Source organism: Cellvibrio chitinivorans, assembly GCF_035117775.1.
Taxonomy (GTDB): Bacteria; Pseudomonadota; Gammaproteobacteria; order Pseudomonadales; family Cellvibrionaceae; genus Cellvibrio; species Cellvibrio chitinivorans.
This window is the reverse complement of sequence record NZ_JAYKKN010000005.1, coordinates 193,647-217,390: the sequence shown is the minus strand read 5'-3', so window position 1 is coordinate 217,390 and position 23,744 is coordinate 193,647. Positions and strand designations below refer to the sequence as shown.

Genomic DNA, 23,744 nt, shown 5'->3' with positions numbered 1-23,744 from the left:
TTTTGACATGGATCTAACAGATGATTGAATACGCTAATTCTTCCCGCTTTTTTCCTCTGCCAATTCATATCCGCAATGCTGCGGTTCAGTCGGTGCTGATCGCTTGTGCCAGTCTGGGGCTTGCGACTGTGGCAGTACCGGCTGCATTCGCTCAAACGCCAGAGGCTGCACAGGCAATAAAAACCTATCGTATTACAGGGGGATCTCTGGAATCGGCTTTGTTAGCGTTTGCAGGTCAGGCAGGTGTAAATTTAATGCTAGATAGTACTCGTTTAGCGGGGCTTACCAGTGCCGGAATTTCCGGTTCTTTTTCTGTCGATGAAGGGTTTTCCCGGTTATTGGAAAACACGAGTTTGCAAATCGTTAAACTGGATGCAAACAGTTATACCATTCGCGAAAAGCCTGTTCCTGTTGCGACTGAATCATTGCAAAAGGTTGTGGTGACTGCGCGTACAGAAAGTGAAATTGTTGAACCATCGCGCTCGATAACACTTATAGAAAAAGAAGAGCTGGATAAATTGCGTCAGGGCTCTAATGATTTAGCGGATTTGTTAGGTAAGGCAATTGCCGGGATGGCAGGCTCCACGCAAACCATCACTGAATATGGACAAACTTTGCGTGGGCGAGAAGCATTAATTCTTGTCGATGGTGTTCCACTCAACACTAATCGTGGTTCATCCAGAAATCTTGCCAATATTAATTTAGCCAACGTAGAGCAAATTGAAGTAGTGCGCGGCAGTAGTTCGATTTATGGCAGCGGCGCCACGGGCGGCATTATCTCCATTCGCACCAGACAACCCGCCGGCGAAAGCGTGGCGCAAACAACAGTCACTGGCATTGTGCCCTTATCAGAATTGACGGTATCAGGATTAGGCGGTGAGCTTCAGCATTACACAGCGGGCGCCAAAGAACGAGTTGATTACACGCTTAATTTGGGCGCTCGCCATGTGGGCGGTTCGTATGATGCAAAAGGCAATCGTATTGCGCCTGAGCCTAGCCAAGGCGATATGTTTGATTCAACTATTTACACTGCTGCGGCAAAACTGGGTTTTAAAATTGATGCAAACCAGCGAGTGCAATTGTCCGCGAGTTATTACGATCTCAGTCAAGATACCGAGTTCGCAACCGACCCAAGTGTAGCAGCGCTCCCTCCTAATAGTGTCCCTGCCCGCGCGCTTAAGGGGCTTGAACTGGAAGAGCAAAACACGGTGGAAAACACCATGCTTGGATTGGATTATGAGCATCGCAATATTTTAGGTGGCTCCCTTGCTGCGCAAATTTATTATCGTGATTTTTTTACGCGCTTTGCTCCATTTGATGCGCGCAATGTGTCAGTGCGCGGTGCGAATGTTGATCAGTCGATGCAAAACTCCGAAGTCTATGGTGGACGGCTGACGATCAAGTCGCCCATAGGTGAAAGTAAATCTACCCAGTTGGTCTGGGGTGGCGATATTCACAATGAAGTTACCGATATGCCGCTGGATATTTTTGATCCCCAGCTTTATGACGCCAGTGGCGGTTTGGTGTTTAAAAAAATAGGAAAAATTATTTATATGCCGGAAGTAACAACGGAAACTTCCGGTGTGTTTGCACAATTGGAGCATCGGTTTTCTGAAAAATTATCGCTTGAAGCCGGTGCTCGCTTTGATGTTGCAGAGGCGAGTTTCGATGACTTTATTCCATTGTCTCAATCGCGCTTGAGCAGTCCTGCCACAGTTGTGGGCGGCGCTATAGATTACGATGATTGGACTTTCAACGCAGGTGGTGTTTATACGCTGACAAAAGCGCACGAGCTTTATGCATCTTTTAATCAAGGCTTTCAATTGCCCGATATCGGTTTGCAAGTTCGCAATGCCACGCCTGCATTTAATATCGACAATTCAGATTTACAAGCGGTAAAAACCGATACAACTGAACTGGGGTGGCGAGGTCGCTGGAGCAGCACCTTGGCAAACTTAAGTGTATTTGAATCCAGATCAGATTTGGGGGGAGTGCAAAGTTTTAATAATGGGCTGCGACTTGCGCGTACCAAAGAGCGAATTTATGGGCTTGAAGGCAGTGTCGATTATTTTTCAAGTGACGATAGTTGGGCCACCGGCGCCACCATGACCTGGATGAAAGGCGAGGAGCGCCCGCAAAATTCCGCGCAGTATCAAGATATGCCCGGCAATCGCATACCGCCCTTAAAGTTCACTGCGTATGGTGAGTATCGTCCGTCTGAAAAATGGAATCACCGCTTGCAGCTCACCGCGTTTAAAGGCAAAGACTATCGCTTAAATGGTGTGGCGAGTTTTGGGCGTAGAGATACCGAAGGCTATGCTGTTGTGGATTTAATATCACAGTGGAAAATAAGCGAAGTGTCGAAAGTGGATGTAGGTGTAGAAAATCTTTTTAATACCTATTACTACCCACAATATAGTCAGCTGTTGCGCAGCAGTAGCAACACCAGTCATTTACCTGCGAGTGGCACAGTACTAAAACTGGGTTTCACTCATAACTGGTAAAGGTTAAGCGAAAATCCTCAGACTCTAAGCGCGCGTTTTATCTTGTGTAGCGTTTTGAGTCTGAGGATTAACAACAAATTATCGGCCGAGTATTTTTGACGGCGCTATTTTCCAGTCATCTTCGCTGGTACTACTTTCCAACCATCTTCGCTGGTACTACCCACTCATCAAATTGCTCGGCAGTGACATAGCCGAGTGACAGTGCCGCTTCACGCAGGCTGGTATTTTCCTTGTGCGCTTTTTTCGCGATCTGCGCGGCTTTGTCGTAACCGATGTGTGTATTCAGCGAGGTTACCAACATCAGCGAGCGCTCAACCAATTCATCGATGCGCGCGCGATTCGGTTCAATGCCCACTGCGCAGTGATCGTTAAAGCTTTGCATGCCATCGGCCAGCAAGCGCACGCTTTGTAAAAAGTTATGCGCGATCATCGGCCGGAAAACATTTAATTCGAAATTGCCCGATGCGCCGCCGATATTAATCGCCACATCATTCCCCATCACTTGTGCCGCCAGCATGGTTAAGGCTTCGCTTTGGGTGGGATTTACTTTGCCGGGCATGATGGATGAACCCGGTTCATTTTCCGGAATACTGATTTCACCAATACCACTGCGGGGGCCGCTTGCTAACCAGCGCACATCGTTGGCAATTTTCATCAAGCTGGCCGCGAGAGTTTTTAGCGAACCGTGGGCGTGAACCAAAGCATCGCAAGATGCCAGCGCTTCAAATTTATTGGGTGCAGTTACGAAGGGCAGGTTGGTTAATTGTGCGAGTTCTGCGGCAACTTGCTCGGCATATCCTTTGGGGGCATTTAAACCTGTACCTACGGCAGTGCCGCCTAATGCAAGTTCACACAAATGCGGCAGTGCAGTGCGCACGTGTTTTTCGCCGTGTTGCAATTGCGCAACCCACCCGGAAATTTCCTGCCCGAGTGTGAGCGGTGTTGCATCTTGCAAATGGGTGCGGCCGATTTTGACAATCTCATCAAGCTCGCGCGCTTTGTTTTCCAGCGTCGCACGCAATTTTGCAATCGCTGGCAACAGGTTATTAGTCAGCGCTTCTACCGCGGCAACGTGCATTGCGGTGGGGAAAACATCGTTACTGGATTGGCTGCGATTTACATCGTCATTCGGGTGCACCAAACGCGTATCGCCGCGTGGGTCACCGAGGATTTCGCTCGCGCGGTTGGCGATGACCTCATTCAAATTCATATTAGTCTGGGTACCGGAACCGGTTTGCCAAACCACCAATGGAAATTCATTCGGGTGTTTGCCTGCGATAACTTCATCGGCCGCAGCGATAATCGCTTCGGTTTTTTTTGCATCCTGTAAACCCAAGGCGCAATTCACTTTGGCGGATGCGCGCTTAACCTGCGCTAGTGCACGGATAATTTCCAACGGCTGGCGCTCGCCGGAAATATCAAAGTTTTGCAGCGAGCGCTGCGTTTGCGCGCCCCACAGGCGCTCGGCGGGAACATCAATCGGGCCAAAGGTATCGCGTTCACTTCTGGTTTTCATGGCAGAACCTTATTTCAATCATTTGTGGTTGAGGTAAAGGCGCCCGTGTCGTTTCAGCGCCCGTGAAAAATGGATTAATTAAAGCCTAGCGCGGATCAGAACTTTAGGCTGTGGCGCACATAGTGGCTTTGCACCGCCAGCTCGCGTGCGAGGCGCTGGATTTGGCTGTTGCTTTGGGCGGTATCGGAAATTTGCTTTAGCGATTGCAGCGGGCGATGGATATTGTCGAGGCATAGGCAGCGCCAGTGGGCGGGGATCAGCTCATCAACCAGCGTCTCCAGCAGCAGCGTGAATTGGCTTTCATAGCACTGACGCAGATATTCACGCGAGCAAGCGGCTTGATGCGCACTGTTCTCCTGCGCCAACCAGCGAGAGATCAACAATGGATTGTTAGGCTCCTCGCCCCGGCGGATTTTGCTCCGGAGTTGCGACAGATTTTCAGTTCCTGCTGTGTGCGCTTGCATCTAAAACCTCGATCCTGATTGCGGCGGTATAACATCAGGGCAATTGAATGTGATAGCTTAGAGAATTTGTTCTCACATGTTAATGCTATTCATTATCATTCATAGGAAAGGATAAATACAATGGTTGAGAATTTATGGGAAATGCCTTTTATTCTTTTTTGCGAATAAATCTCATTTGTGCCAGCATGGCGCATCTTTAAACAGATCGCCATGTGTCTATGTCCATCACCAATTCTCATTCACTAACCGAGTCTCTCTACCGCGACCATCAGCCCTGGCTGAAGGATTGGCTGCGCCGTAAATTGGGCTGTAGCCAGCGCGCGGCCGACTTGGCGCAGGATACTTTTGTGCGGGTGATGTGTGGCCGTACGCAAAGCATCAGCGAGGCGCGCGGTTACTTGGCAACTATCGCACGTGGGTTGATGGTGGATATGTTCCGCCGTCAGGCGGTTGAGTCGGCATATTTGGAAGCGCTTGCGGTGCAGCTTGAACCGGAATCGATTGAGCTAGAAGCGCAGGCCATCATTATTGAGACGCTGGTGGAGCTGGATCGCCTGCTTGACCAGCTTGGTTCCCGCACCCGCTCGGTGTTCCTGCTGGCGCAGCTGGAAGGGCTGACGCAGGTGGAAATCGGCCAGCGCTTGAATATCTCCCTGCCGACAGTGCGTAAGCACTTGGTGCGCGCGTTTACTGAATGTTTGTTATTGGTGGCCGGGCGATGAGTAGTAGCCATTTCCCTGTGTTATCCCGCGCGGTGCTGGAAGCTGCGGCCGATTGGCATGTGCGCCTCAGGTTTGATGCGGCGATAAACCGCGAGGCGACCGAGCAGGCTGAGGTGGCTCATGCACAGTGGCTGGCCGCGAGTGAGCAACACCGACGCGCGTGGGGTTTGGTCGAGCGTATGGATCGGCAATTGGGCGGTTTGCCGCAGGCACCATCGCTCAATGCCCTGAATGCAAGCCGTGAGCAACAATTGCATCGGCGCACAGTGTTGCGCGGGTTGCTGGTAATAGCGGGCTCCACCGGAATGGGGTGGGGCGCATATGACCAACTGCGCCAAGGTGTATGGTTTGCAGATTACCGCACCGCAGCGGGCGAGCACCGACAAATCCAATTGGCTGATGGTGGCCGTGTCGACCTGAATACGGCTACCGCGTTGGATGTGAAATACGATTCGCACCAGCGCCTGTTGCGTTTGCACAAGGGTGAAATACTGGTGCAAACCGCACCGGATTCCGCCGCGTGCCCCTTTTTTGTGGATACTCCCCAAGGCCGTATCCACGCCCTGGGCACTCGCTTCGGGGTGCGGATTTATGGCGATTCCACGCGAGTGTCTGTCTATGAGCACGCGGTAGATATCCGCCCGCAGGCCGGTCATCACCGCTTGCGGGTTGATGCGGGCAATTCCGCTACTTTTACTGCCACCCAAATCACTCCTACAAACGGCGCCGATACCAGTCAGTTGGCATGGACTCGCGGCATGCTGGTGGCGGTTGATCAGCGCCTCGATGATTTCCTTAACGAACTTTCGCGCTACCAGCGCGGCCGCATCGATTGCGACCCAGCGGTCGCCGAACTGCGCGTTACCGGTGCTTACCGCTTGGGCGATATCGATCATGTACTGGAGGGTATTGCGCTATCCCATCCCGTAATAATCAAGCGTTTTGCAGGTATTTGGACGCGCGTGATGGCGCGCCAATAGTCCCCTCTCCTGAGGGTTAGGGTGAGGGCGGTAAGATTTTTTTCTCCAAGGGGTTTCCATTTTGGCAGTGCTATTCGGCTAAACGATGAAACCGGGCAATTTTCCGCCCTGACTGTTTCGCTAATTACACTAACCGCTTTTGGGAAACACACATGACTAACCACACACCCGTCTTCACTCTCCGCTGCGCCGCCCTCCAGATGGCACTCGCCGGAATTATTGGCACAAGTGCCATCGCCACATTGCTTCCGGCAACTGCTTTTGCGCAAGGGCAGCAACAAGAACAACAGCAATCATTTGATATCCCGGCTGGTTCACTCGCCGCAGCTCTCACCCAATTCGCCGCCCAAGCAGGCGTTTCCCTCTCTACCAATGCCGATGTTACGCGCGGTCTGCAATCGCAAGGTTTGCAAGGCAATTACTCGGTTAGCACTGGTTTTGCGCAATTGCTCAGCGGCAGCGGCTGGCAAGCAGTTCAGCAGGCAAATGGGACGTTTACCTTGCAGAAAATCCCACAGGCAGAGATGGGGAAATTGCAGGCGGTGCAGGTTTCGGCGGCTGTTGATTACTCAGGTGTGACTGAGAATACCGGCTCATACGCCGCGAAAGAGTCGCGTTCGGCATCCAAGTTAACCCTGGACATCAAAGAAACTCCGCAGTCGGTTAGCGTTATCACTCGTGAACAAATGGATAAACGCGGATTGGAAAATATCGAGGATATCCTTAACGCCACACCCGGTGTCTACACCACGCGTTTGGATAGTGAGCGCTCGGCTTATTACGCACGTGGTTTTGCGATTACCAGCCGCCAGATTGATGGTTTGCCTATGGGCGATAACAGCCCGCGCCTCGACAACTTTTTCTTTGATCGGATTGAAGTCATTAAGGGCGCGACTGGCCTGATGGGCGCGACCGGCAACCCATCGGCAACGATCAACATGGTGCGCAAGCGCCCGACGGCGGAATTCCAGGCGAATCTGGGGGTGAGTGTTGGCCGCTGGGATCATCGTCGCCTTGAGGCCGATGTATCTTCGGCGCTCAATAGCAGCGGAAGCATCCGCGCGCGCGCCATGTTGGCTGATACCGATGAAGAGTCCTATATGGATTTTTACCATCTTGATAGCACCGTCGGCATGATTATTGTTGAGGCTGATTTGGGTTCCAGCACCACGGCAACCCTGGGTTACCAATATCAAGAAAACAGTCCGACTGGCTCTACTTGGGGCGCTGTGCCTTACTGGAACAGCGATGGCAGCCTTGCCAATATGCCGCGCAATTTCAGCTTGACCGCAGATTGGAGCCGCATCAGGGAAAACGACAAAACCTTGTTTGCTGAATTGCAGCATGAGTTTGACAACGAGTGGTTACTTAAAGGCGTAGTGACTACCACCGAGTCCGAATCGGATTGGATGGTCGCCTATGGTGGTAGTGGCTTCCCCAACCCGGCGACTGGAACTGGCTTATCGCTGTGGACGGGCATCTGGCCCTACAGTGAAAACGAGAAATTGAACCTCGACCTATATGCGACCGGCCCATTCCAACTGTTTGGTCGTACCCATGAATTAATCGCTGGTTACAGCGGTTTTACCTCGGAAAACACCAACCAAAACGTTACGACCGATGTGCAATACTCGGCGCAGATTCCGGATTACCGAGTATGGAAAGGTGATATCCCCAAGCCTACTCATGTGAAAAATGGCAGCGGCAGCGTCAATACAACCGATATCTACGGGTTCTACACCACAGCGCGTTTCAGCCTAAGCGATCCGCTAAACCTGATCGTTGGTGTGCGCTTGTCGGACTATGAATATGAAGCCAAAAACTGGACTGCAACCACGCCCAAAACGTTGAATGGAGATCCGCGCGAGCAGGATGCGCTCACGCCTTATGTCGGTCTTACGTTTGACATCAATCAGCGATTTACTGCCTATGCCAGCTACGCGGATATGTTTACCCCATCCAGTCGCAAGGATCGCAATAACAACTACCTCGCCCCGGAAACCGGCATCAACTATGAGTTGGGAGTGAAAAGCGATTGGAATGATGGCAGGTTGCTCACTACGCTCGCCGCTTTCTGGTCAGAAAAAGACGACCTCGCTGTCGCCGACCTTGAATATAACCTGATGGTGCAAGACGCTATCGCCAATGGCGCATCACCGGACGATTTTGAGGTGCTCACCGCTTATGTCGCGAGCGGTCAAGGCTTGAAGGTGGAAGGTTTTGAGATAGAGGCGATTGGCTTGGTGACCGACACCTGGAATATTTCCTACGGCTATACCTATGTGAACAGTATTAGCTCAGCCATCGCCAGCGAATTGACCAACGTGCCGCAACACCAAATGAAATTAGCTACCGGTTATACCTTGCCGGGAAGCTGGTGGCAGGGCGCGGAAAACCTGAGTGTGGGTGGATCACTTAATTGGCAAAGTGAAATAACCAACACTTGGGGTGGCGCACCGGCTAATTCGGTGGGTGATGGCGTAATCGAGCAGGATGCTTACACACTGGCGAGCCTGTATTTCAACTATCAATTTACCGATTCGATCAGCGCCAATCTGAATGTCGATAACTTGTTCGATAAAAAGTATTACTCCAATGTGGGCTTCTACAACGGTATTTACTGGGGTGAGCCGCGCAACGTAAAACTATCCTTGCGCGCGCGTTTCTAATTTCCGGGTTTATCGTCGATTAACTTCCCCCCCTGTGTAAGTGTGGGGGGGAGGTTTTCTGAAGTTATTTGTAACATGTGCTTGTTGCGAATAATTCCCATTTGTGACAGCATGGCGCATCTTTAAACAGATTGCCATGTGTCCATGTCTATCTCGAACTCTCACTCTCTAACCGAAACGCTCTACCGCGACCATCACTCGTGGTTGCGGGTGTGGTTGCATAAAAAACTCGGTTGCGGCCAGCAGGCGGCGGAGTTGGCTCAGGATACTTTCCTTAAATTGCTTCTTCGCCCCTGTAACCCCGAGCAGCCGCGCGCTTATTTGCTGACTATTGCGCGCCGGTTGGTGTTTGAAAGCTGGCGCAGGCGCGATTTGGAGCGGGCGTGGCTGGCAGAACTGGCGGTGCTGCCGGCGGCGCTTTCACCCTCGGAAGAAGAGCGGGCAATCTGGTTGGAAACCCTGTTTGCAATAGATGCTTTGCTCGATGGCCTTTCTGTCAAAGCGCGTCGCGCCTTTTTGCTGAGTCAGTTGGAAGGCTATACCTACGCCGAGATAGCGGCCGAGCTGGGCGTTTCCGCAAGCCGTGTGCGCCAGTATATGGCGCAGGCGTTGACCCGCTGCTATGCCGCCAGTCTTGCAGGTGAAAGCGCAGGTGAAAGTACAGGGGAGGGCGTATGAGCAAACTGTTATTGCCCTGTGACCCCATAGCTGCGCAAGCCATTGAATGGATGGTGCAGTTGGGTTCGGGCGATGCCAGCCCGGCCGATTTCACTGCCTATCAGCAGTGGCGCAATCAGGATGCTCGCCATGAGGCTGCCGCCGCGCGCCTTGAGTCATCGCTCAATTTATTTAATCGCCTGCCTGTGGATGCCCGCGCAACCAACGCGCGTTTATTGCAGGCCAGTTCGCAATCCCCATTGCAATTAGAAGGGCGCCGCCGCCTGTTAAGCAGTGCCTTGGGGCTAGGGATGTTTGCAGTTGCAAGTGGGTTGGTGATGAACCGTTACCAACCGGCGACAGGCTTGTTGGCCGATGCCGCGACCGGCACTGGCGAGCGCAAAAACATCACTCTGCCCGACGGCAGTGAGTTGATACTTAATGCACGCACAGTGGTGGATTGGGTTTTTAAACCCGATGTACGGCAGCTGTGTTTGCGCTCGGGTGAACTCATCGCAACCGTTGCGCCCGACAGTTATCGCCCCTTTGAAATCATTACCGCTGAAGGCAGTGTTTGCGCAGGCGCTCTTGCTGACGATAGCCGCTTACTGGTACGGCAGGATAAAGGCAGCAGCTTGGTGTCGGCGATGAAATCGGCGTTGCTGTTAACCCATAAAGATGAGCAACAAGCGTTGGATGAGGGCGCCAGTGCGCGCTTTAGCGCATCAGGGATAACGCTAGAAACCATTGCGGCGAGCAGTATCGGCGCTTGGGTGGATGGTTTTATCGAACTGCACGACCGGCCACTCGCCGAACTCATCATCGCCTTACGCGATTATCGCCCCGGCGTGTTGCGCGTATCGCCCGCAGCGGCGCAATTGCGTGTGACCGGCAGCTTTTCGCTAGATAAAAGTGACCAGACGCTCGCTGCGCTGGTGCAAGTCCTGCCTATCGAGGTGAAGTACAACACAGGTTACTGGGTGAGTATCGACAAGCGCGAGTCTGCCTCTTAATCCGTCATCAAAAATATTTCGTTTTGCCCCTGTCACTTTTTCTTTCTCATTGCACATAGAACCGGAAACCTCATTTAACACACACCCGGAGACCTCCTGTTCATGCGCGCGCTCAGCACAACTTCTAGCTCAACCGCTGCCTCCCAGCGACTTCTAAAGCCCCTATCTTTCGCTATAGCCTTGGCGATGGGCGGTATGGCAATGCCCGGTTTCGCGGCTGCCCCTGCTGCTTCCGTAGCCTACAACTATGACCTAGCCGCCGGTGCGCTGGATGCAGCCCTCACTCGCATCGCCCGCCAAGCCGGCAAGGTGATCGTAATCGACCCGCAACTGGTCAAAGGTTTGAATGCCCCCGCGATTAAAGGCGAGCTCACGCCTGAGCAGGCGTTTAGCCAAGCTTTACAAGGAGTAGGATTGCAGGCGGTTGAGTCAAGTACAGGTTACCGACTGCAGTCAATTCCCAGAGCTGAACCGGGCAAATTGCAAGCAGTGAAGGTGACCGCTGCGGCTGAAAACGACACTAGCTATAGCTATGCAACTGAAACCGCCAGCATTGTTCGTGGCGCTGAGTCACTCAAAGAGATTCCACAGTCGGTAACGGTTGTAACGCGCAAGCTGATTGAAGACCAGAACCTGACCATGATGAGCGATGCGTTAGCCAAGGCGCCGGGCATAGTCGCCACTACCGATGGCATGGGTAACTCCGAATTCCGCTCGCGCGGTTTTGTGATCGACAATTATCAAGTTGATAGTCTGGGCACCTCATACACATCAACCTATCGGCCGGATTTTGATTTGGCTATCTATGATCGCGTTGAAATTCTGCGCGGTGCCGACGGCCTGTTTTCGGCCGCAGGCGAGCCGGGCGGCACCATCAACCTCGCGCGCAAGCGCCCAACGGAAGAATTGCGCTCCTTTGTTTCGCTGGCTTATGGCAGCTGGGATAACGCGCGCATTGAAGGCGATATAGGCGGTGCCATCGCGCTGGATGGCAAGCTGAGCGGCCGTGTGGTCGGTGTGTGGCAAGACCGCGAGTTTTTCTATAGCCCTGCAGATGAAGAAAAACAGGTTATCTACGGCATTCTGGAGTTTGACCTGACCGACTCCACCACTATCAGCGGCGGAGCCAGTCATCAAAATGTAGAAGGCGTTACCTGGATGAACGGCCTGCCAACCTTTGATGACAGCAGTCAATTAGGCTTGCCGCGCGATGTAGCCTTGAACGTGGACTGGGCCACGCGCGATACCACAGTTAAAGAGACCTTCCTCACCGTCGAGCATGAATTTAATGATGACTGGTCTGCCAAGCTCAGCGGTATGAAGCAACGTTATGACTTTGACTACATACAGCTAAGTCTTCGTGGTCCAGTTGATAAAGCGACAGGGTTGTTTGGGGAACCCGGCGCTTTCTCTGAAGATGATGGCAATCATTCCGATGCAGTGGACTTGAGTGTCACTGGCCGTTTTCAGGCGTGGGGTTATGTGCACAAACTGGTTGCAGGCATTGATTCACGCAGTAGTCATGGTAAGCAGATGCGCAACAACTTCGAGGTGGATTTTCCTGATGGTGAAGTTGGCATTGATGACTTTCCCAGGTTGGAGTTGCCTGCTCCTACGGTAGGCACCTATAACCACGGTTGGCCAGCGTGGGGAGCCGAGCAAAAGGGCGGTTATGCCCGGTTGAATTTGCAAGTGTCTGACAATACCCATCTCATCCTCGGTGGGCGTTATGCCAATTACCGCGATTACAGCTCCTATGAGTTGTTTGACGGAACCGGTAATCTCATTGAAAGCGAAAAAAATGGCTGGCGCGAAGATGGCATCTTCACCCCTTATGCCGCTTTCACCTACGACCTGACCCCCGACTGGACTACCTACGCTAGCTTTACTGAGGTCTACAAGCCGCAAAACTATTTTGCTGGCCCGGCTGAAGATCCGACAAAACTAGACCCCATCACAGGCCGCAACTATGAGTTGGGCGCCAAGGGCAGCGTGTTGGACGGTGCTTTGAATCTATCGGTTGCTCTTTACAGCATCGAGCGCGATGGTGAGGCAATTCAGGATATGCGCTACGGTGAGGGCAGTAATTTCTGGTTGCCGTTGGGCGAAATTGTTAGCGAAGGTGTGGATCTGGAAGTGTCGGGTGAGCTGGCGCCGGGTTGGGAAGTCTTCGCCGGTTACACCTACAACCGCAATGAAAACGAGCAGAGCGATGTGGTCTATAGCGAGCTGACGCCCAAGCATATTTTCAAACTTTGGTCTGACTACACTCTGCCGGGCGATTTATCGCAATGGACTATAGGTGGTGGTGTGACCGCAAAAAGTGAGCATGCAAACACCGGAACCTATTGGGAGATGACCGACGCAGGTTGGACTCAACCACCGTTCGAAATCAAGCAAGGCGGTTATGCAGTTTGGGATGCACATGTGAATTATGAAATTAGCGATAACTGGAATCTGGCGCTGAACATCAACAATCTATTCGATAAAAGCTACTACGCCACACTGGGCCGACCCAGCGATGGTAACTGGTACGGCACCCCGCGCAATGCCACTGTGACGCTGCGCGGTCAATTCTAACCGTACTAACTTAACAATCTGCCAAGGACGGCTTTCCTCCCTTCTCGTACTTTCTGTAGCTGCGCCTTTAAATCCATACGGTATCGCTCCCGTGACTCACTAGAGTGTCATGTCATATGTGGAGGGGCGGTTATACAGGATTTAAATTATGCTTTGTTAATAAGTGTAAATGTTGTTGCTGGGGTGATGATGGAAGGTGAATCTTCGTCCTCTGTCCTTAAACAAAGGACGATAGCTATAGTGATAACTATGAAGAGTCAAGATATCCTACTCCTTTTAAAATTGGTGTCCTTATACAAGCTGGAGCAGCATGAGTTGCAGCTTGGTCTTGAGAGCGGCGTTTTGTTGTCCTCAGTACAGGAGAACTGGTCCAGTGGTTCGTGGCAGGGATGGGAGCAGAGTGATGACTCACCTGATACAACATTAATTATTCATGCTAAGGATCGCTACAGCGTCAGAAATCTTGAGGCAATGACTGGTATTAGCAAAAGCGAAATCAGCGCATCGCTAAAGCGTTCAGTTAATGCAGGTTTGGCATCGTTAGACCGCAAGGTAAAACTCCCAAGAGCAAATAACCGTGCTCTCAAAGAGTTTATTGTGCATGGGTTAAAGTATGTGTTTCCTGCCGAGCCAGGGAAAATCGTGCGCGGTATACCTACATCGTTAGCTGCTCCAGTTATGGCCGGGAAGTTAATGACAGCTGGCGATGTTATCAATGTGTGGCCAGACCCTACCGGAAAAGAAAAAGGTCAATCCATCCTGCCCCTTTTCAAATCAGTCCCCAAAGCAGTTAAGCAAGATCCTGAGCTTTACAAATTGCTCGCGCTAGTTGACGCCATTCGACTGGGAAATGCGCGCGAAACCCAGTTGGCTGTTCAGTTATTAGATGATGAATTGCAATTATGAGCCGTTACAACGCCCACCGTTTTATGATTCAACAGGTAGCGCAACATCTTGGCAGCGATTTATTAAGCCAGGTTGCGTTTGTAGGTGGCTGTACCACTGGCCTGCACATTACCGACGAGTTCACCAAGGAAAAAGTACGCTACACCGATGACGTAGACTTAATTATTCATGTATTGGGCTACCCCGAGTGGAATAGATTCAGTGAACAGGTGACTGCACGTGGTTTCAAAATATCAATGGAGGATGAAGTGAATTGCCGTTTCCGTTTGGGCAGTTTGTGTGTGGACTTTATGCCTGATGATGAAAATGTATTAGGCTACTCAAACCGATGGTATGGCGATGCACTAGCAACTGCGCAGCCCTATCCAATGGATAACGGAATCATTATCCGTTTAGTAACACCTAGCTACTTTCTCGCCACCAAATTCGAGGCCTTCAAAGGTCGTGGCAACGGCGATTTACTCGTCAGTCGCGACATGGAAGATATATTGAATTTAGTGGATGGCCGCGAAGAGTTGCTAGCCGAAGTAAAGGCGGCTGCTCCAGAGTTGAAAGCCTATTTATCTACAGAATTTACCCAACTACTGGCGATGTCTGACATTAACTATTTGGTGCAATCTACAGCCGATAACGATGCAGGTAGGGAAGAGATTATTTTTGAACGGTTGGAACAATTAGCTATCAGTGAAATGCTGGAGTGAGGAGCTAGTCGGGTTGAACAATCCGCGCGCGCTGGATCAGGGTAGTGGTGATGGGGATGGTTAAATCGATGCTGACTGGATCGGTCATGGTTAGTGTGATCCAGTAAACCGTAAATTGGTTTTTGATCAGAAAGTAGACCTGACGATGCGTCTGTTCCGCACTTTTGTATTCATAGGCGCGGAACCAGACCAGATTGTTGTCATGGGTATAAAAACTTCCGCGTTTGAGCAGCGCAAAATCATCGTTATCACTTTGCAGGCGAATGCCGTTTTCCAGCCGTTTCCAGAGCACCGCATTTTTTTCCCAGGCATTGGCTTTGCTTGCGGCAATAAAATATCCCGCTGTGTTATTTACCTCACCGACCAAGATCGAGCCTTGATACTGGTCTTGCAGTTCAATCACATCCAATGCGAGTGCGCTGGGCAAGGTCATTTCCAGCCCCGGTGCCAAATACACCTTGGATGCGTACGCAGACATTGGAGCGAGCAGCAGCAACATCTGGCAGAAACACACCAGACAGCGTCTTGCTGAAACTAAAAAATGGATAGGCATTTGGTGGTGATCACCCGAAAAATACCTGAACACTGCGATATGAATTCATGTGTATTTTGGTAAGGAAAAAGTTTTATTGTTGTTGATTTTTATTGTGGCTCTGTACTGCTGTCGCTTGTAGTGCTTGTAATAGTAGCAGATGGTCGTTGTGGGGAGCTAAATCATCGCGCAAAAAAAAGGAGGTCAAATGACCTCCTCGCGGCATGGTGAACCGCCATGATGTTACTTGGGAATAGACGAGTATTGCACTTACGTTGTTTCAGACTAGAAACAATTACCTACTACGCAGTCCTTTATGTAAATGGGTTACATTGAGTAGCGCACGCCAACAAAGAATTGTCTGCCGGTGTGGTTGAACTCGCGCGTTAAATCCATAGTGCCGTCGCCGGTGCCATAGATGCGCTCTTCTTCATCGGTCAGATTGATTACTTCAAACGTGAAGGTCATGTTGTCGCTGAAGTTGTAGAAGGATGAAAAGTCGATATGGGTCGGCCCGTATTTCATTTCCGCTACATGGCCATTGCCGCCCGGGCTGCTCAGCAGATAATCATCGCGATTGTTAGCTGAAACGCGCAGACCGTAATCGTCCACTTCGTAGAACACGGTCATGTTGTAGGAATTTTCTGACAGGCCGGTCATGTCTTCTGCGGTCACGTGGGTGTAGTTGGTCACTACGCCCAAATTCGAGAGGAAACCGGGCAAGAAGCTCATGGTTTGTTGATAAATCAGTTCATAACCTTTTACATCAAAACCTTCGTTGTCATTCACCGGAATATAGTGAGTGTAAGTCACTTGACTTGGGTCAGCGTTGTAAGCTGGATCGTATTCAGGATCGTTGTAAATCGCATCCCAATATTCTGGATCGATTTGTTTTTCAACAATGTCGGTCTTCAGCGAAGTGGTGACGTTTTTGTAGAAGTAATTCACTGCGAGCAATGACTCTTCCGCGAAATACCACTCCGCACTCAAGTCGATGTCGTTTGATTCGTAAGGGTTCAAGCCTGGGTTGCCGAGGTTGCTCACAGTGCGCGTGGAGTAACCAAAGCTTGGGCCTGCGATATTCAATGAACCCAAGTCAGGGCGAGTCATGGATTTGCCGTAAGACAAACGTGTGACTACATCATCGGTGACATCCAATGAAAAGTTCATCGATGGCAGGAAGTTAATGTAATCGCGTTTTACTTCAACCGAGTCGCCATTAATCCATGCTTGTGAGGTGACATCGGTGGTTACCGCGCGCACACCAAAGTTGGTTTTCAGCAGCATGCTGCCCACATCGAAATTGTTATTCAATTCAACGTAACCAGCGAGCGTTTCTTCGCCCACAATCCAGGCTTGTGCCAAGTCGTCGGTATAGGATTTGGAAATGCGATTATCGCGATAAATTGCATCAAAATCGGCAACGAGGAAAGGTGTTAAGTTGCCGTCGAGCCCTTTACCAAAATCAGATACTGGCAACATTTTTGTATAGCCCACCGCAGAAAATGCTGCAGGATATTCACCTACACCTTCGCGCGATTCTACTTTGCGGTCGCTATAAGCAAGGCCGGCCTCAATCGAGTAGCGATCTTGCGAGAAGGTCAAATCGACTTTGGACGTCAGGTTATCTTTTTTGACATAGTTGGAGCGATTGTTTGCGGTAGTTGCCTGATAATTTGCGGGGTCGTAATAGTCGTAATCATCGCCCCAGGAAACTTCGGGAATATTGGCGTTGTTGCTGAAATCGTAAGAGTAGCGATGCGAGTCAGACACATAATAAAAACGCACTTCTTCGCGGTCGGCTTCGTTCACTGCCTTACCGATCATTGCATTTAATTTCAGGTCATCGCTCAGATCAAATTCACCCGACAATACATACTGATCAAACGTAGAGTCAGAGGTTTGATCGCGGCTTTCAATCCAGGATTCAACATCGTCAAAAGTCGCGGCGATCATACGCTTGCCATCAGCAGCGACAGTAACGTCTACCGGTGTGATTTCGTTGTGCGTTAAAAACCATTCCATTGAGTTGTAGTTAACGCGTGTGTTAGATAATTCCGAGTGCAAAATATCGAGCGTAATTTCTGCGGTATCGGTGGGGCGATATTGCAGCGAGGTGGTTACCCCTAAACGCTCTTGATCATTGCCAAAATAATCGGCGCGCGGTAAACGCGGAGTCCATAAGCAGTTAATCGCTGCAACCGAGGAGCCGTTAAGTTGGCAATCGTCCGCAGCTATATCGCCATTAATTGTTGGATTGGCACTGGCAGGGTAGAGGTCGTTAGTGGCAATCGGAGTCGTCCAGCGCACAGTACCAAAACCTTCCTGGCGCACGGTGCGCTCGGAGTAGGCGACCGAAAATAATGCGCCCAGTTTGTCATCCAAAAATTTATCGCTGATCATAAACGCGAGGCGCGGATCGTTTTCTTTGCTCAGATCGTTGTAGCCATTTTGCAGCGAGGTTGCCATTTTGAAGCCATCAAAATCAAATGGCTTGGCAGAGTATAAATCGACAGTACCGGCGATGCCGCCCTCTTCCATAGATGCGGTCGTGGTTTTTTGAATATCAACGCGATTAAATAATTCAGAGGCAAACACGTTAAAGTCGAATGCACGGCCGGCGTTAATCGTTACGCCGCCTGAGTCCAAACCGTCACTGCCCGCTGGTACTTCCATGCCGTTTAAGGTGGTGCGGGTAAATGACGGGCTGAAGCCGCGCAGCGTGATGTTGCGGCCTTCACCGCCTTCGCGCGAAATGGCAACACCTGGTACACGTTGAATGGCTTCGGCGATGTTTAAGTCGGGAAACTTGCCAATGTCTTCGGCAATAATGGTTTCTTTGGCATTAATCGAATTGCGTTTTTCATCGAGACTTTTTAACAGTGAACCGCGATAACCCGTTACGGTTATTTCTTCTACGCTGCCGGCTTGTGAATCCTGTGCGAGTGTTTGCGCCGTGGCGAGCGACGATATGGCGAGTACTACAGCGGTTGATAGTGTATTTTTGTTGAACTTATTTTTGTTAAGCATGGAAGCTTTCCCCTCTAAATCGTTATTAGTACGAATAAAGAGCTGGCCATTGTTATTCACTGCAAGATAAAGCCCCGAGCCTTCAAGAAGCGTAGTAGCTGCATCGATTACTGAATAGGTGCCCACCAGTTTGTGCGTTTTAATGCCGACCACTTTGTCGTAGGGAACAATAATGGTCAGATTGGATTGCTGCGCAAATTCGGTGAGCGCAATGTCTGCTCTATTGTCGGAGATGTTGAATTGAATGTTTTGGGCAAGGTCATTACTTTCTGCATTTGCTTGATAAACAAATGCAGTGAGTGATGCCGTCAGTGCAATTCCAAATCGATTCAATTCCACTTTCTCCAACGCGGTTGTGAGCCGCTATACCAAAGACGATTTAGCGTTATTTTTCCTCCATACTCGCTACACATATTTTTTAATTTCTCGTAAAAATTATTGTCGTAGCGATTGCTGTTGAGATTGTTGTTGAGGAGTTTGCAGCGAAAGCTCAAATACCCCCTCTGCATTGCGCTGGCTGGCGATATTAAAATTTTCTTTAAGTGCTAATAATAAACCTTCGGTGTCGCCTGCTTTATATAAACCGGCGATGCGAATATCGTTAATGCGCGAATCAACCACTTTAAAATCATCGGATGTGTAGCGGCTTAATTCATCGAGTGCATCTTGTAGCGTTTCGCCGCGAAAGACGACATTGCCATCGCGCCATGAAAGGTGATCCTGAATAATGGCGGAAGCGATAGTTTCAATTGCAGAGGGCAGACTTGCGCGTACCGTTAATTTTTCGCCGCGGCTGAGTTCCTGAATCGCGGCAGATTTAAGATCGCTGCGAGTCGGATCGGTTGTGGTGTCAGAAAATTTGAGTGCGACAGGTTTAACCTGCACGCGCCCTTCGGTAACTATCACATCAAAATTTTGATCATCTTTGCGATACACATTAAATGCAGTGCCGACCGCCTCGACAAATTTCTCGCCGATCTGCACGCGCAGCGGGCGCGTTTTATCGTGCGCAACTTCTACCATCAGCTCGCCTTTTTTGAGCACCAATAAACGCTCGTGCTCGCTATAAGTCACCGACACTTGGGTGCTGGTGTTAAGTAGCATTTTGGTGCCGTCGGGCAAGTTCACTGTGGAGTGTGCGCCTACGCCGGTTTCATAAAGTGTGTTTGATGTTTCAAGTGAATCGCTAGGCTCGGAATTTATCGCCTGTGCAATGGGTGTACTTGATGACGGTGTTTGCGTTTGAATGCTGGGCAGCCATAACCCGAGTGCAATCGCAAATACGGATACCGAAGCCGCAATCGCCCAAGTGCGCGCGGAATGATGTTTGGCTGATGAAGATTGCGCGCCTGTTGTTTGCGCTCCCGTTGTCTGCGCACCTGCTGTCTGTGCAGCGGGGCGATCAAAGAGTTCGGACAAGACGGAAAGGCGATCCATGCGATCCCACAGATTGGCCATCTCCATCAAACAATCTTTGTGTTTGGGGCTCAGGCTCAACCATTGGCGCAGGGCTTCGGTTTCGGCATCGTTTAAGCCGCGCTCAAGGCGTGTCACCCAGAGGCTCGCCTCTTCGTAAATCTGGTTTTCCGTTTGGAAGGGGTAGACGTTGCTCATCACTTTATCTCCCGGCTCTGAGTGCTGCTCAAATCTCTGGCGGCGCCAGAAACTTTGCTGGCGCTGGTCGGCGCTTGCTGCATCTGCATAAATTGACGGCAGCGGTTTAAGCCCATGGCGATGTGCTTTTCAACGGTGTTCTCACTGATGTTCAAGTGTTCGGCTATCTCTTTTTGCGAATACCCATAGACCTTTTTCAACACAAAGGCCTTGCGACATTGAAGCGGAAGATGACGCACCGCTTCACAAAAGTGTTCAAATTCCTGAGTGGCGGATACTTGGTTATAAACCTGATCCAGATCCTCCCCAATTGCATCCCAGTCGAGACTTTCATCATTCATGCTGATGTTGGTTTTGGTCTCGGCGCGCTTCAAATGATCCAGCGCCAGATTGCGCGCAGTGCGATACAAAAATGAACGCGGATGCAAAATCTGCTCGGTTTTCTCGACCGCACAGATACGCACATAGGTCTCTTGCACTATGTCTTCGATTTCTTTGGGTGGCACCAAACGCGATACCGCGCGCATCAACCCGCCTCTAATCGACAGGTATACCTTCTCCAGACTCTCGGTGGTCGTCATAAGTCTTCTTGCGCCTATTATCGTTATATGGTCAAGCGCCCGTCCTAACCGGGGTTTGGCGGGCTTTGTACCATGACGATTGGCAGAAAAAAATCCGCCAGTCGCTCCAAAAAGAATAGCACTGGCGGGTCGCTTAATGTGGTGGGCGAAAGCGTACAGCGGATAAATAGAGAAGGAGTGATTCGTCTTTAAGGTGCAAATTGCGCCTGCAAAAAGGCGACAGCTTCAGCTGCCGCTGGTTTGATCCAGGGCTCATACAGCCAGAAGGTATGGGGTGCATCGGCCAGGGTGACGACCTTGTGGGGAATCTTGTAGATATCCATTTTGGCTGTCATCTCGTCCCTGCCCACATGAAAGCGTGCTTGGGAACTATTCAAAAACAGGATCGGTGGGCTGCTTTCGCCCACGTAATAAGTGGGCGATGCCTCGTGCCAGAGGTCGCGTTTCTCCAGATATTGCCCGCCAAACCAGAGCGCTGCGGCTGAACGCCCGGGCACATCTTCAAATTTGCGCGCTTCGGCGGAGGTAAAGTCGGAGAGGCCATCGATATTTAAAATCAGCTGGGCATCGCTCGATACCTGACTTTGCTGCGCCTGAGGATCAAACCGCTGTAGGCCGTTGGTCATGCCGGTAAGGCTGGCAATTTGCCCGCCCGCCGAAGAGCCGCCCACGGCGATACGGGTTGGGTCAACGTGATACTGATCGGCATTGGTGCGCAGCCAGCGAAGTGCCGCCTTAACGTCATTAACCGCTGCCGGGTACTTGGCTTCTGGCGCCAAGCGATAAGTGATAGTGGCGGCGACATAACCGGCTTTGGCCAGCTCTATCGCCATAGGGGTTAAGTGGGTGCGATAGCCCGCTTGCCAGCCGCCGCAATGTACCAGCACTACACCGGGCGTGCGCTTATCGCTTGGGCTGTTGGCCGGTTGTTTTGGGATGTACAAATCCAATTGCAACTCGCGCGAACCATAGCGCACGTAAGTCAGGTTTTTGTGTTCGATCACCGTATCTGGCACCGCAGTGCTGGCGATGCCCTGAATATTGGGAAAGCTTTTCACATCCTGCGCGTAGCGGTTTTCCGCCGTGTAAGTGTTTTCAAATTTCGGTGTAGCAATGCTGGAGCAGGCACTGATGGTACTTAGTGCCAGCAACGCAGTAATCAGCGATGGAAATTTCATGGTCTTGTACCTGAACTTATTAATTATGGTGCTGTGTTCTGTTCACGTGGCGGCTGCCAATCCTGAAAGATATTTTCCAGCGTAAATGTCGCCGCCTGTTGATCGCTCAGCTGCGGCCGCTTGCTGTTAATCGCCGCGCCGGGGCCGCTGCTGTGGTACTCAAAAAAGCGCGATTCTTCCGGCGTAAAAATCCGGCTCTTGGTGCCGTCGGGCGCGGTGCCGGGCATGCTCGACCAACCCTGCGCATTGATGTGGCTATCCATAAAGGTGCGGATAAACACGGCTTTGCCGATTGCATTTGGGTCGGCGTAGCGACCATCGGGAAAGTTGGTGGTCGGGTGCCAAGGGCGCCCGAGGGTGATACTGCCATCGGGCACACCCGGTTCGCGTGTCAGGCGGCAATCAATAAACGTTAGGCCGTATTCGCTGGCGATATTGGTTGAGGGTGCAGTGATAAAACTGTGAATTTCATTCTCCGCAAAAATACTGTTGCGCGGGCGGCTCACAATAATGCTCCGCTCAAATACCGCGTTGCCTTGACCAAAAATAAAATCCACATTGCCACTAATGGTGGTTTTGTAAAAATACGCGCGTTTGCCATGCACAAAAAGTGTGTCCTGATAGCCATTCAAAATCACTTTGCTCAGGCTAATTTTATCGCTGCCGGTATCCAGCAAGAGCGCAACGGCTTGGCTGTCATCGGCTGCAGTTGGATCATTGCGCGTCTTTTTTCCATCGTTGGTTAAATAGTCAAAGGTGTTTTCGATGGTGAGGTCGGCAAGGTGGATGTTGTGCGCATTGATCGCCACAGTTGCCGAGCCGGGTGTGCCCCAGTTGTCGGCGCGATAGTGACGCGAGTTGCCCGCGAAGGCATCGAAATAAATGCGGGTTTTGCGCGCGCCTGAGCCGCGAATTTCCAGATTGGCGCGGGTGATAGTGAGTTTTTCGTTGTAATCGCCCGCACTTAACAATATCCGGTAGCGTTTGGATTCATCCGCAGGCGCTGCGTCCAGCGCGGCTTGAAGTGTGGTAAATGCAGTGGGTGAAGTGCCACCGACAATTGCATCAAACTCAGGTGCATCAAATTCAGTCGCAACAAGTTCAGTGTCTGTTGCTGGGGATTGTTTCTGGTTGCAGGCGGATAGCCAAAAGAGGCTGGTCAATAAAATTAACGGTATTGTTATTCGCATCGGGCGCGCTCCGGTTTATTGGATTGTTGTTGTTTTTAGGGTTTGGGGGCTAGCAAGATGACGACTGGCAAACAAAAATCCGCCAGTGAATTCAAAAATTATTAATTTGCTGCGTAGAGCGAGCGATGCTTTTTGATAAATGAATAAGCCGCTTGGATGCGTTTAAAATTATCCAGTGCGGCGTTGAGCTGTTCTTGCGGCAACCCCTGACTCATAAGCTTGTCGGGGTGGAGCTGACTGGCGAGTTTTTTATAAGCGCGCCGGATTTCATCTTCAGTCATTCCCACACTTACGCCCAAAATCTTATACGCCTTGTGTAAATCCTGATCCTGACTTGCGGCTGCATCATAGGCACTATCGTTAGTATTGTTATTCGCGTGGTGCGTCGAGCTTGTGTTGTAGGAGTTGCCGCTAGCGCTGTAAGTATCGGCAACAGGTTTGGGCGGATTGCGGCGTAGCGCGATCTGATCCTGAGCGTAAATCATTTTCAGCATGTGACTAAACGCAATACTTTTGTAGCCCAACTCACGCGCAATCCACTGAATTGCGTGCAGCTCTTTTTGCATTAAATAACCATCGGAGCGCGCCATAGCAATTAGATGTACCAATAGAATTTGGATGAGCTTGGGCGTAGTTGCTGCGCGAAACTCTTTGAGCGCTTCGCGTGCATTAAAGCCGGGAATGGTGGCGGATTTAAACAGTTGTAGCGCTTTGCGCTGCTCATCTTCCGCAAGGTTCATTTTTTTCATATGAACCTTGAGGCGGTTAATTTCGCTGCGATTGATCGCGCCATCGCAGTGGGCGACGTAACCCAAAAAGCGAAACGCCGCCGTTAAAAAAGCATCGCGAATAGATTGGCGTTTGTCGGGCATGGTTAATACACCAGAAGTCGGGGGTATTAGCCTAA

The 23,744-nt window shown here is 50.8% G+C and carries 18 protein-coding genes; 9 read left to right on the top strand and 9 right to left on the bottom strand.

Annotated features, from left to right (window positions below; translation table 11 throughout):
- Nucleotides 1–20: 20 nt before the first annotated feature.
- Nucleotides 21–2,504 (top strand): TonB-dependent receptor, encoded by a 2,484-nt coding sequence (locus tag SPL68_RS14760; protein WP_323815935.1) that lies wholly within the window; start codon nucleotides 21–23, stop codon nucleotides 2,502–2,504.
- Between the two features lie 130 nt (nucleotides 2,505–2,634).
- Here the strand turns inward: SPL68_RS14760 and fumC are convergent, their stop codons facing one another.
- Complete coding sequence (gene fumC / locus SPL68_RS14755; protein WP_323815934.1) at nucleotides 2,635–4,020, bottom strand: class II fumarate hydratase; 1,386 nt, start codon at nucleotides 4,018–4,020, stop codon at nucleotides 2,635–2,637.
- Nucleotides 4,021–4,115: 95 nt separating this feature from the next.
- Complete coding sequence (locus tag SPL68_RS14750; RefSeq protein ID WP_323815933.1) at nucleotides 4,116–4,484, bottom strand: hypothetical protein; 369 nt, start codon at nucleotides 4,482–4,484, stop codon at nucleotides 4,116–4,118.
- A gap of 218 nt (nucleotides 4,485–4,702) precedes the next feature.
- Here SPL68_RS14750 and SPL68_RS14745 point away from each other — a divergent pair, with 218 nt between their 5' ends.
- The 8 genes from SPL68_RS14745 to SPL68_RS14710 all read left to right on the top strand — a co-directional run bounded on the left by SPL68_RS14745 (nucleotide 4,703) and on the right by SPL68_RS14710 (nucleotide 14,712).
- Nucleotides 4,703–5,206 carry a sigma-70 family RNA polymerase sigma factor gene (locus SPL68_RS14745; protein WP_323816056.1) on the top strand — a complete coding sequence of 168 codons (504 nt, stop codon included), beginning with the start codon at nucleotides 4,703–4,705 and terminating at the stop codon, nucleotides 5,204–5,206.
- A complete protein-coding gene (locus SPL68_RS14740) occupies nucleotides 5,203–6,186 on the top strand; it encodes a FecR domain-containing protein (protein WP_323815932.1) in 984 nt (327 codons plus the stop codon). The genes SPL68_RS14745 and SPL68_RS14740 overlap by 4 nt, the downstream gene beginning before the upstream one ends.
- Nucleotides 6,187–6,338: 152 nt before the next feature.
- Complete coding sequence (locus SPL68_RS14735; protein WP_323815931.1) at nucleotides 6,339–8,855, top strand: TonB-dependent siderophore receptor; 2,517 nt, start codon at nucleotides 6,339–6,341, stop codon at nucleotides 8,853–8,855.
- Between the two features lie 144 nt (nucleotides 8,856–8,999).
- On the top strand, nucleotides 9,000–9,533 hold the full coding sequence (locus SPL68_RS14730) for a sigma-70 family RNA polymerase sigma factor (RefSeq protein WP_323816055.1): 534 nt from the start codon (nucleotides 9,000–9,002) through the stop codon (nucleotides 9,531–9,533).
- Nucleotides 9,530–10,525, top strand: coding sequence for a FecR domain-containing protein (locus tag SPL68_RS14725; protein ID WP_323815930.1), 996 nt, complete (start codon nucleotides 9,530–9,532; stop codon nucleotides 10,523–10,525). The genes SPL68_RS14730 and SPL68_RS14725 overlap by 4 nt, the downstream gene beginning before the upstream one ends.
- 102 nt (nucleotides 10,526–10,627) lie before the next feature.
- Nucleotides 10,628–13,105, top strand: a complete 2,478-nt coding sequence (locus SPL68_RS14720; protein ID WP_323815929.1) for a TonB-dependent siderophore receptor — start codon at nucleotides 10,628–10,630, stop codon at nucleotides 13,103–13,105.
- Between the two features lie 249 nt (nucleotides 13,106–13,354).
- The gene (locus SPL68_RS14715; protein ID WP_323815928.1) at nucleotides 13,355–14,011 is read left to right on the top strand and encodes a hypothetical protein; all 657 of its coding nucleotides are present in this window, start codon (nucleotides 13,355–13,357) and stop codon (nucleotides 14,009–14,011) included.
- The gene (locus SPL68_RS14710; RefSeq protein ID WP_323815927.1) at nucleotides 14,008–14,712 is read left to right on the top strand and encodes a hypothetical protein; all 705 of its coding nucleotides are present in this window, start codon (nucleotides 14,008–14,010) and stop codon (nucleotides 14,710–14,712) included. The genes SPL68_RS14715 and SPL68_RS14710 overlap by 4 nt, the downstream gene beginning before the upstream one ends.
- Nucleotides 14,713–14,716: 4 nt before the next feature.
- Here the strand turns inward: SPL68_RS14710 and SPL68_RS14705 are convergent, their stop codons facing one another.
- The 7 genes from SPL68_RS14705 to djlA form a co-directional block, all read right to left on the bottom strand.
- Nucleotides 14,717–15,190: a hypothetical protein gene (locus tag SPL68_RS14705; RefSeq protein WP_323815926.1), complete on the bottom strand. Its 474-nt coding sequence runs from the start codon at nucleotides 15,188–15,190 to the stop codon at nucleotides 14,717–14,719.
- Between the two features lie 381 nt (nucleotides 15,191–15,571).
- A complete protein-coding gene (locus SPL68_RS14700; protein ID WP_323815925.1) occupies nucleotides 15,572–18,607 on the bottom strand; it encodes a TonB-dependent receptor in 3,036 nt (1,011 codons plus the stop codon).
- A gap of 102 nt (nucleotides 18,608–18,709) precedes the next feature.
- Nucleotides 18,710–19,888, bottom strand: coding sequence for a FecR family protein (locus SPL68_RS14695; protein ID WP_323815924.1), 1,179 nt, complete (start codon nucleotides 19,886–19,888; stop codon nucleotides 18,710–18,712).
- The gene (locus SPL68_RS14690) at nucleotides 19,888–20,469 is read right to left on the bottom strand and encodes an RNA polymerase sigma factor (protein ID WP_323815923.1); all 582 of its coding nucleotides are present in this window, start codon (nucleotides 20,467–20,469) and stop codon (nucleotides 19,888–19,890) included. The genes SPL68_RS14695 and SPL68_RS14690 overlap by 1 nt, the downstream gene beginning before the upstream one ends.
- A 188-nt stretch (nucleotides 20,470–20,657) precedes the next feature.
- Nucleotides 20,658–21,647, bottom strand: a complete 990-nt coding sequence (locus SPL68_RS14685) for an alpha/beta hydrolase (RefSeq protein ID WP_323815922.1) — start codon at nucleotides 21,645–21,647, stop codon at nucleotides 20,658–20,660.
- Nucleotides 21,648–21,670: 23 nt separating this feature from the next.
- Nucleotides 21,671–22,837: a pectinesterase family protein gene (locus tag SPL68_RS14680; RefSeq protein WP_323815921.1), complete on the bottom strand. Its 1,167-nt coding sequence runs from the start codon at nucleotides 22,835–22,837 to the stop codon at nucleotides 21,671–21,673.
- A 101-nt stretch (nucleotides 22,838–22,938) separates the two neighbouring features.
- Complete coding sequence (gene djlA / locus SPL68_RS14675) at nucleotides 22,939–23,709, bottom strand: co-chaperone DjlA (protein ID WP_323815920.1); 771 nt, start codon at nucleotides 23,707–23,709, stop codon at nucleotides 22,939–22,941.
- Nucleotides 23,710–23,744 lie beyond the last annotated feature (35 nt).

Bases quoted from the DNA above. Each gene is read 5' to 3' on its own strand.
- SPL68_RS14760 (WP_323815935.1), top strand. From the start codon at position 21: ATGATTGAATACGCTAATTCTTCCCGCTTTTTTCCTCTGCCAATTCAT.
- fumC (WP_323815934.1), bottom strand. From the start codon at position 4,020: ATGAAAACCAGAAGTGAACGCGATACCTTTGGCCCGATTGATGTTCCC.
- SPL68_RS14750 (WP_323815933.1), bottom strand. From the start codon at position 4,484: ATGCAAGCGCACACAGCAGGAACTGAAAATCTGTCGCAACTCCGGAGC.
- SPL68_RS14745 (WP_323816056.1), top strand. From the start codon at position 4,703: ATGTCCATCACCAATTCTCATTCACTAACCGAGTCTCTCTACCGCGAC.
- SPL68_RS14740 (WP_323815932.1), top strand. From the start codon at position 5,203: ATGAGTAGTAGCCATTTCCCTGTGTTATCCCGCGCGGTGCTGGAAGCT.
- SPL68_RS14735 (WP_323815931.1), top strand. From the start codon at position 6,339: ATGACTAACCACACACCCGTCTTCACTCTCCGCTGCGCCGCCCTCCAG.
- SPL68_RS14730 (WP_323816055.1), top strand. From the start codon at position 9,000: ATGTCTATCTCGAACTCTCACTCTCTAACCGAAACGCTCTACCGCGAC.
- SPL68_RS14725 (WP_323815930.1), top strand. From the start codon at position 9,530: ATGAGCAAACTGTTATTGCCCTGTGACCCCATAGCTGCGCAAGCCATT.
- SPL68_RS14720 (WP_323815929.1), top strand. From the start codon at position 10,628: ATGCGCGCGCTCAGCACAACTTCTAGCTCAACCGCTGCCTCCCAGCGA.
- SPL68_RS14715 (WP_323815928.1), top strand. From the start codon at position 13,355: ATGAAGAGTCAAGATATCCTACTCCTTTTAAAATTGGTGTCCTTATAC.
- SPL68_RS14710 (WP_323815927.1), top strand. From the start codon at position 14,008: ATGAGCCGTTACAACGCCCACCGTTTTATGATTCAACAGGTAGCGCAA.
- SPL68_RS14705 (WP_323815926.1), bottom strand. From the start codon at position 15,190: ATGTCTGCGTACGCATCCAAGGTGTATTTGGCACCGGGGCTGGAAATG.
- SPL68_RS14695 (WP_323815924.1), bottom strand. From the start codon at position 19,888: ATGAGCAACGTCTACCCCTTCCAAACGGAAAACCAGATTTACGAAGAG.
- SPL68_RS14690 (WP_323815923.1), bottom strand. From the start codon at position 20,469: ATGACGACCACCGAGAGTCTGGAGAAGGTATACCTGTCGATTAGAGGC.
- SPL68_RS14685 (WP_323815922.1), bottom strand. From the start codon at position 21,647: ATGAAATTTCCATCGCTGATTACTGCGTTGCTGGCACTAAGTACCATC.
- SPL68_RS14680 (WP_323815921.1), bottom strand. From the start codon at position 22,837: ATGCGAATAACAATACCGTTAATTTTATTGACCAGCCTCTTTTGGCTA.
- djlA (WP_323815920.1), bottom strand. From the start codon at position 23,709: ATGCCCGACAAACGCCAATCTATTCGCGATGCTTTTTTAACGGCGGCG.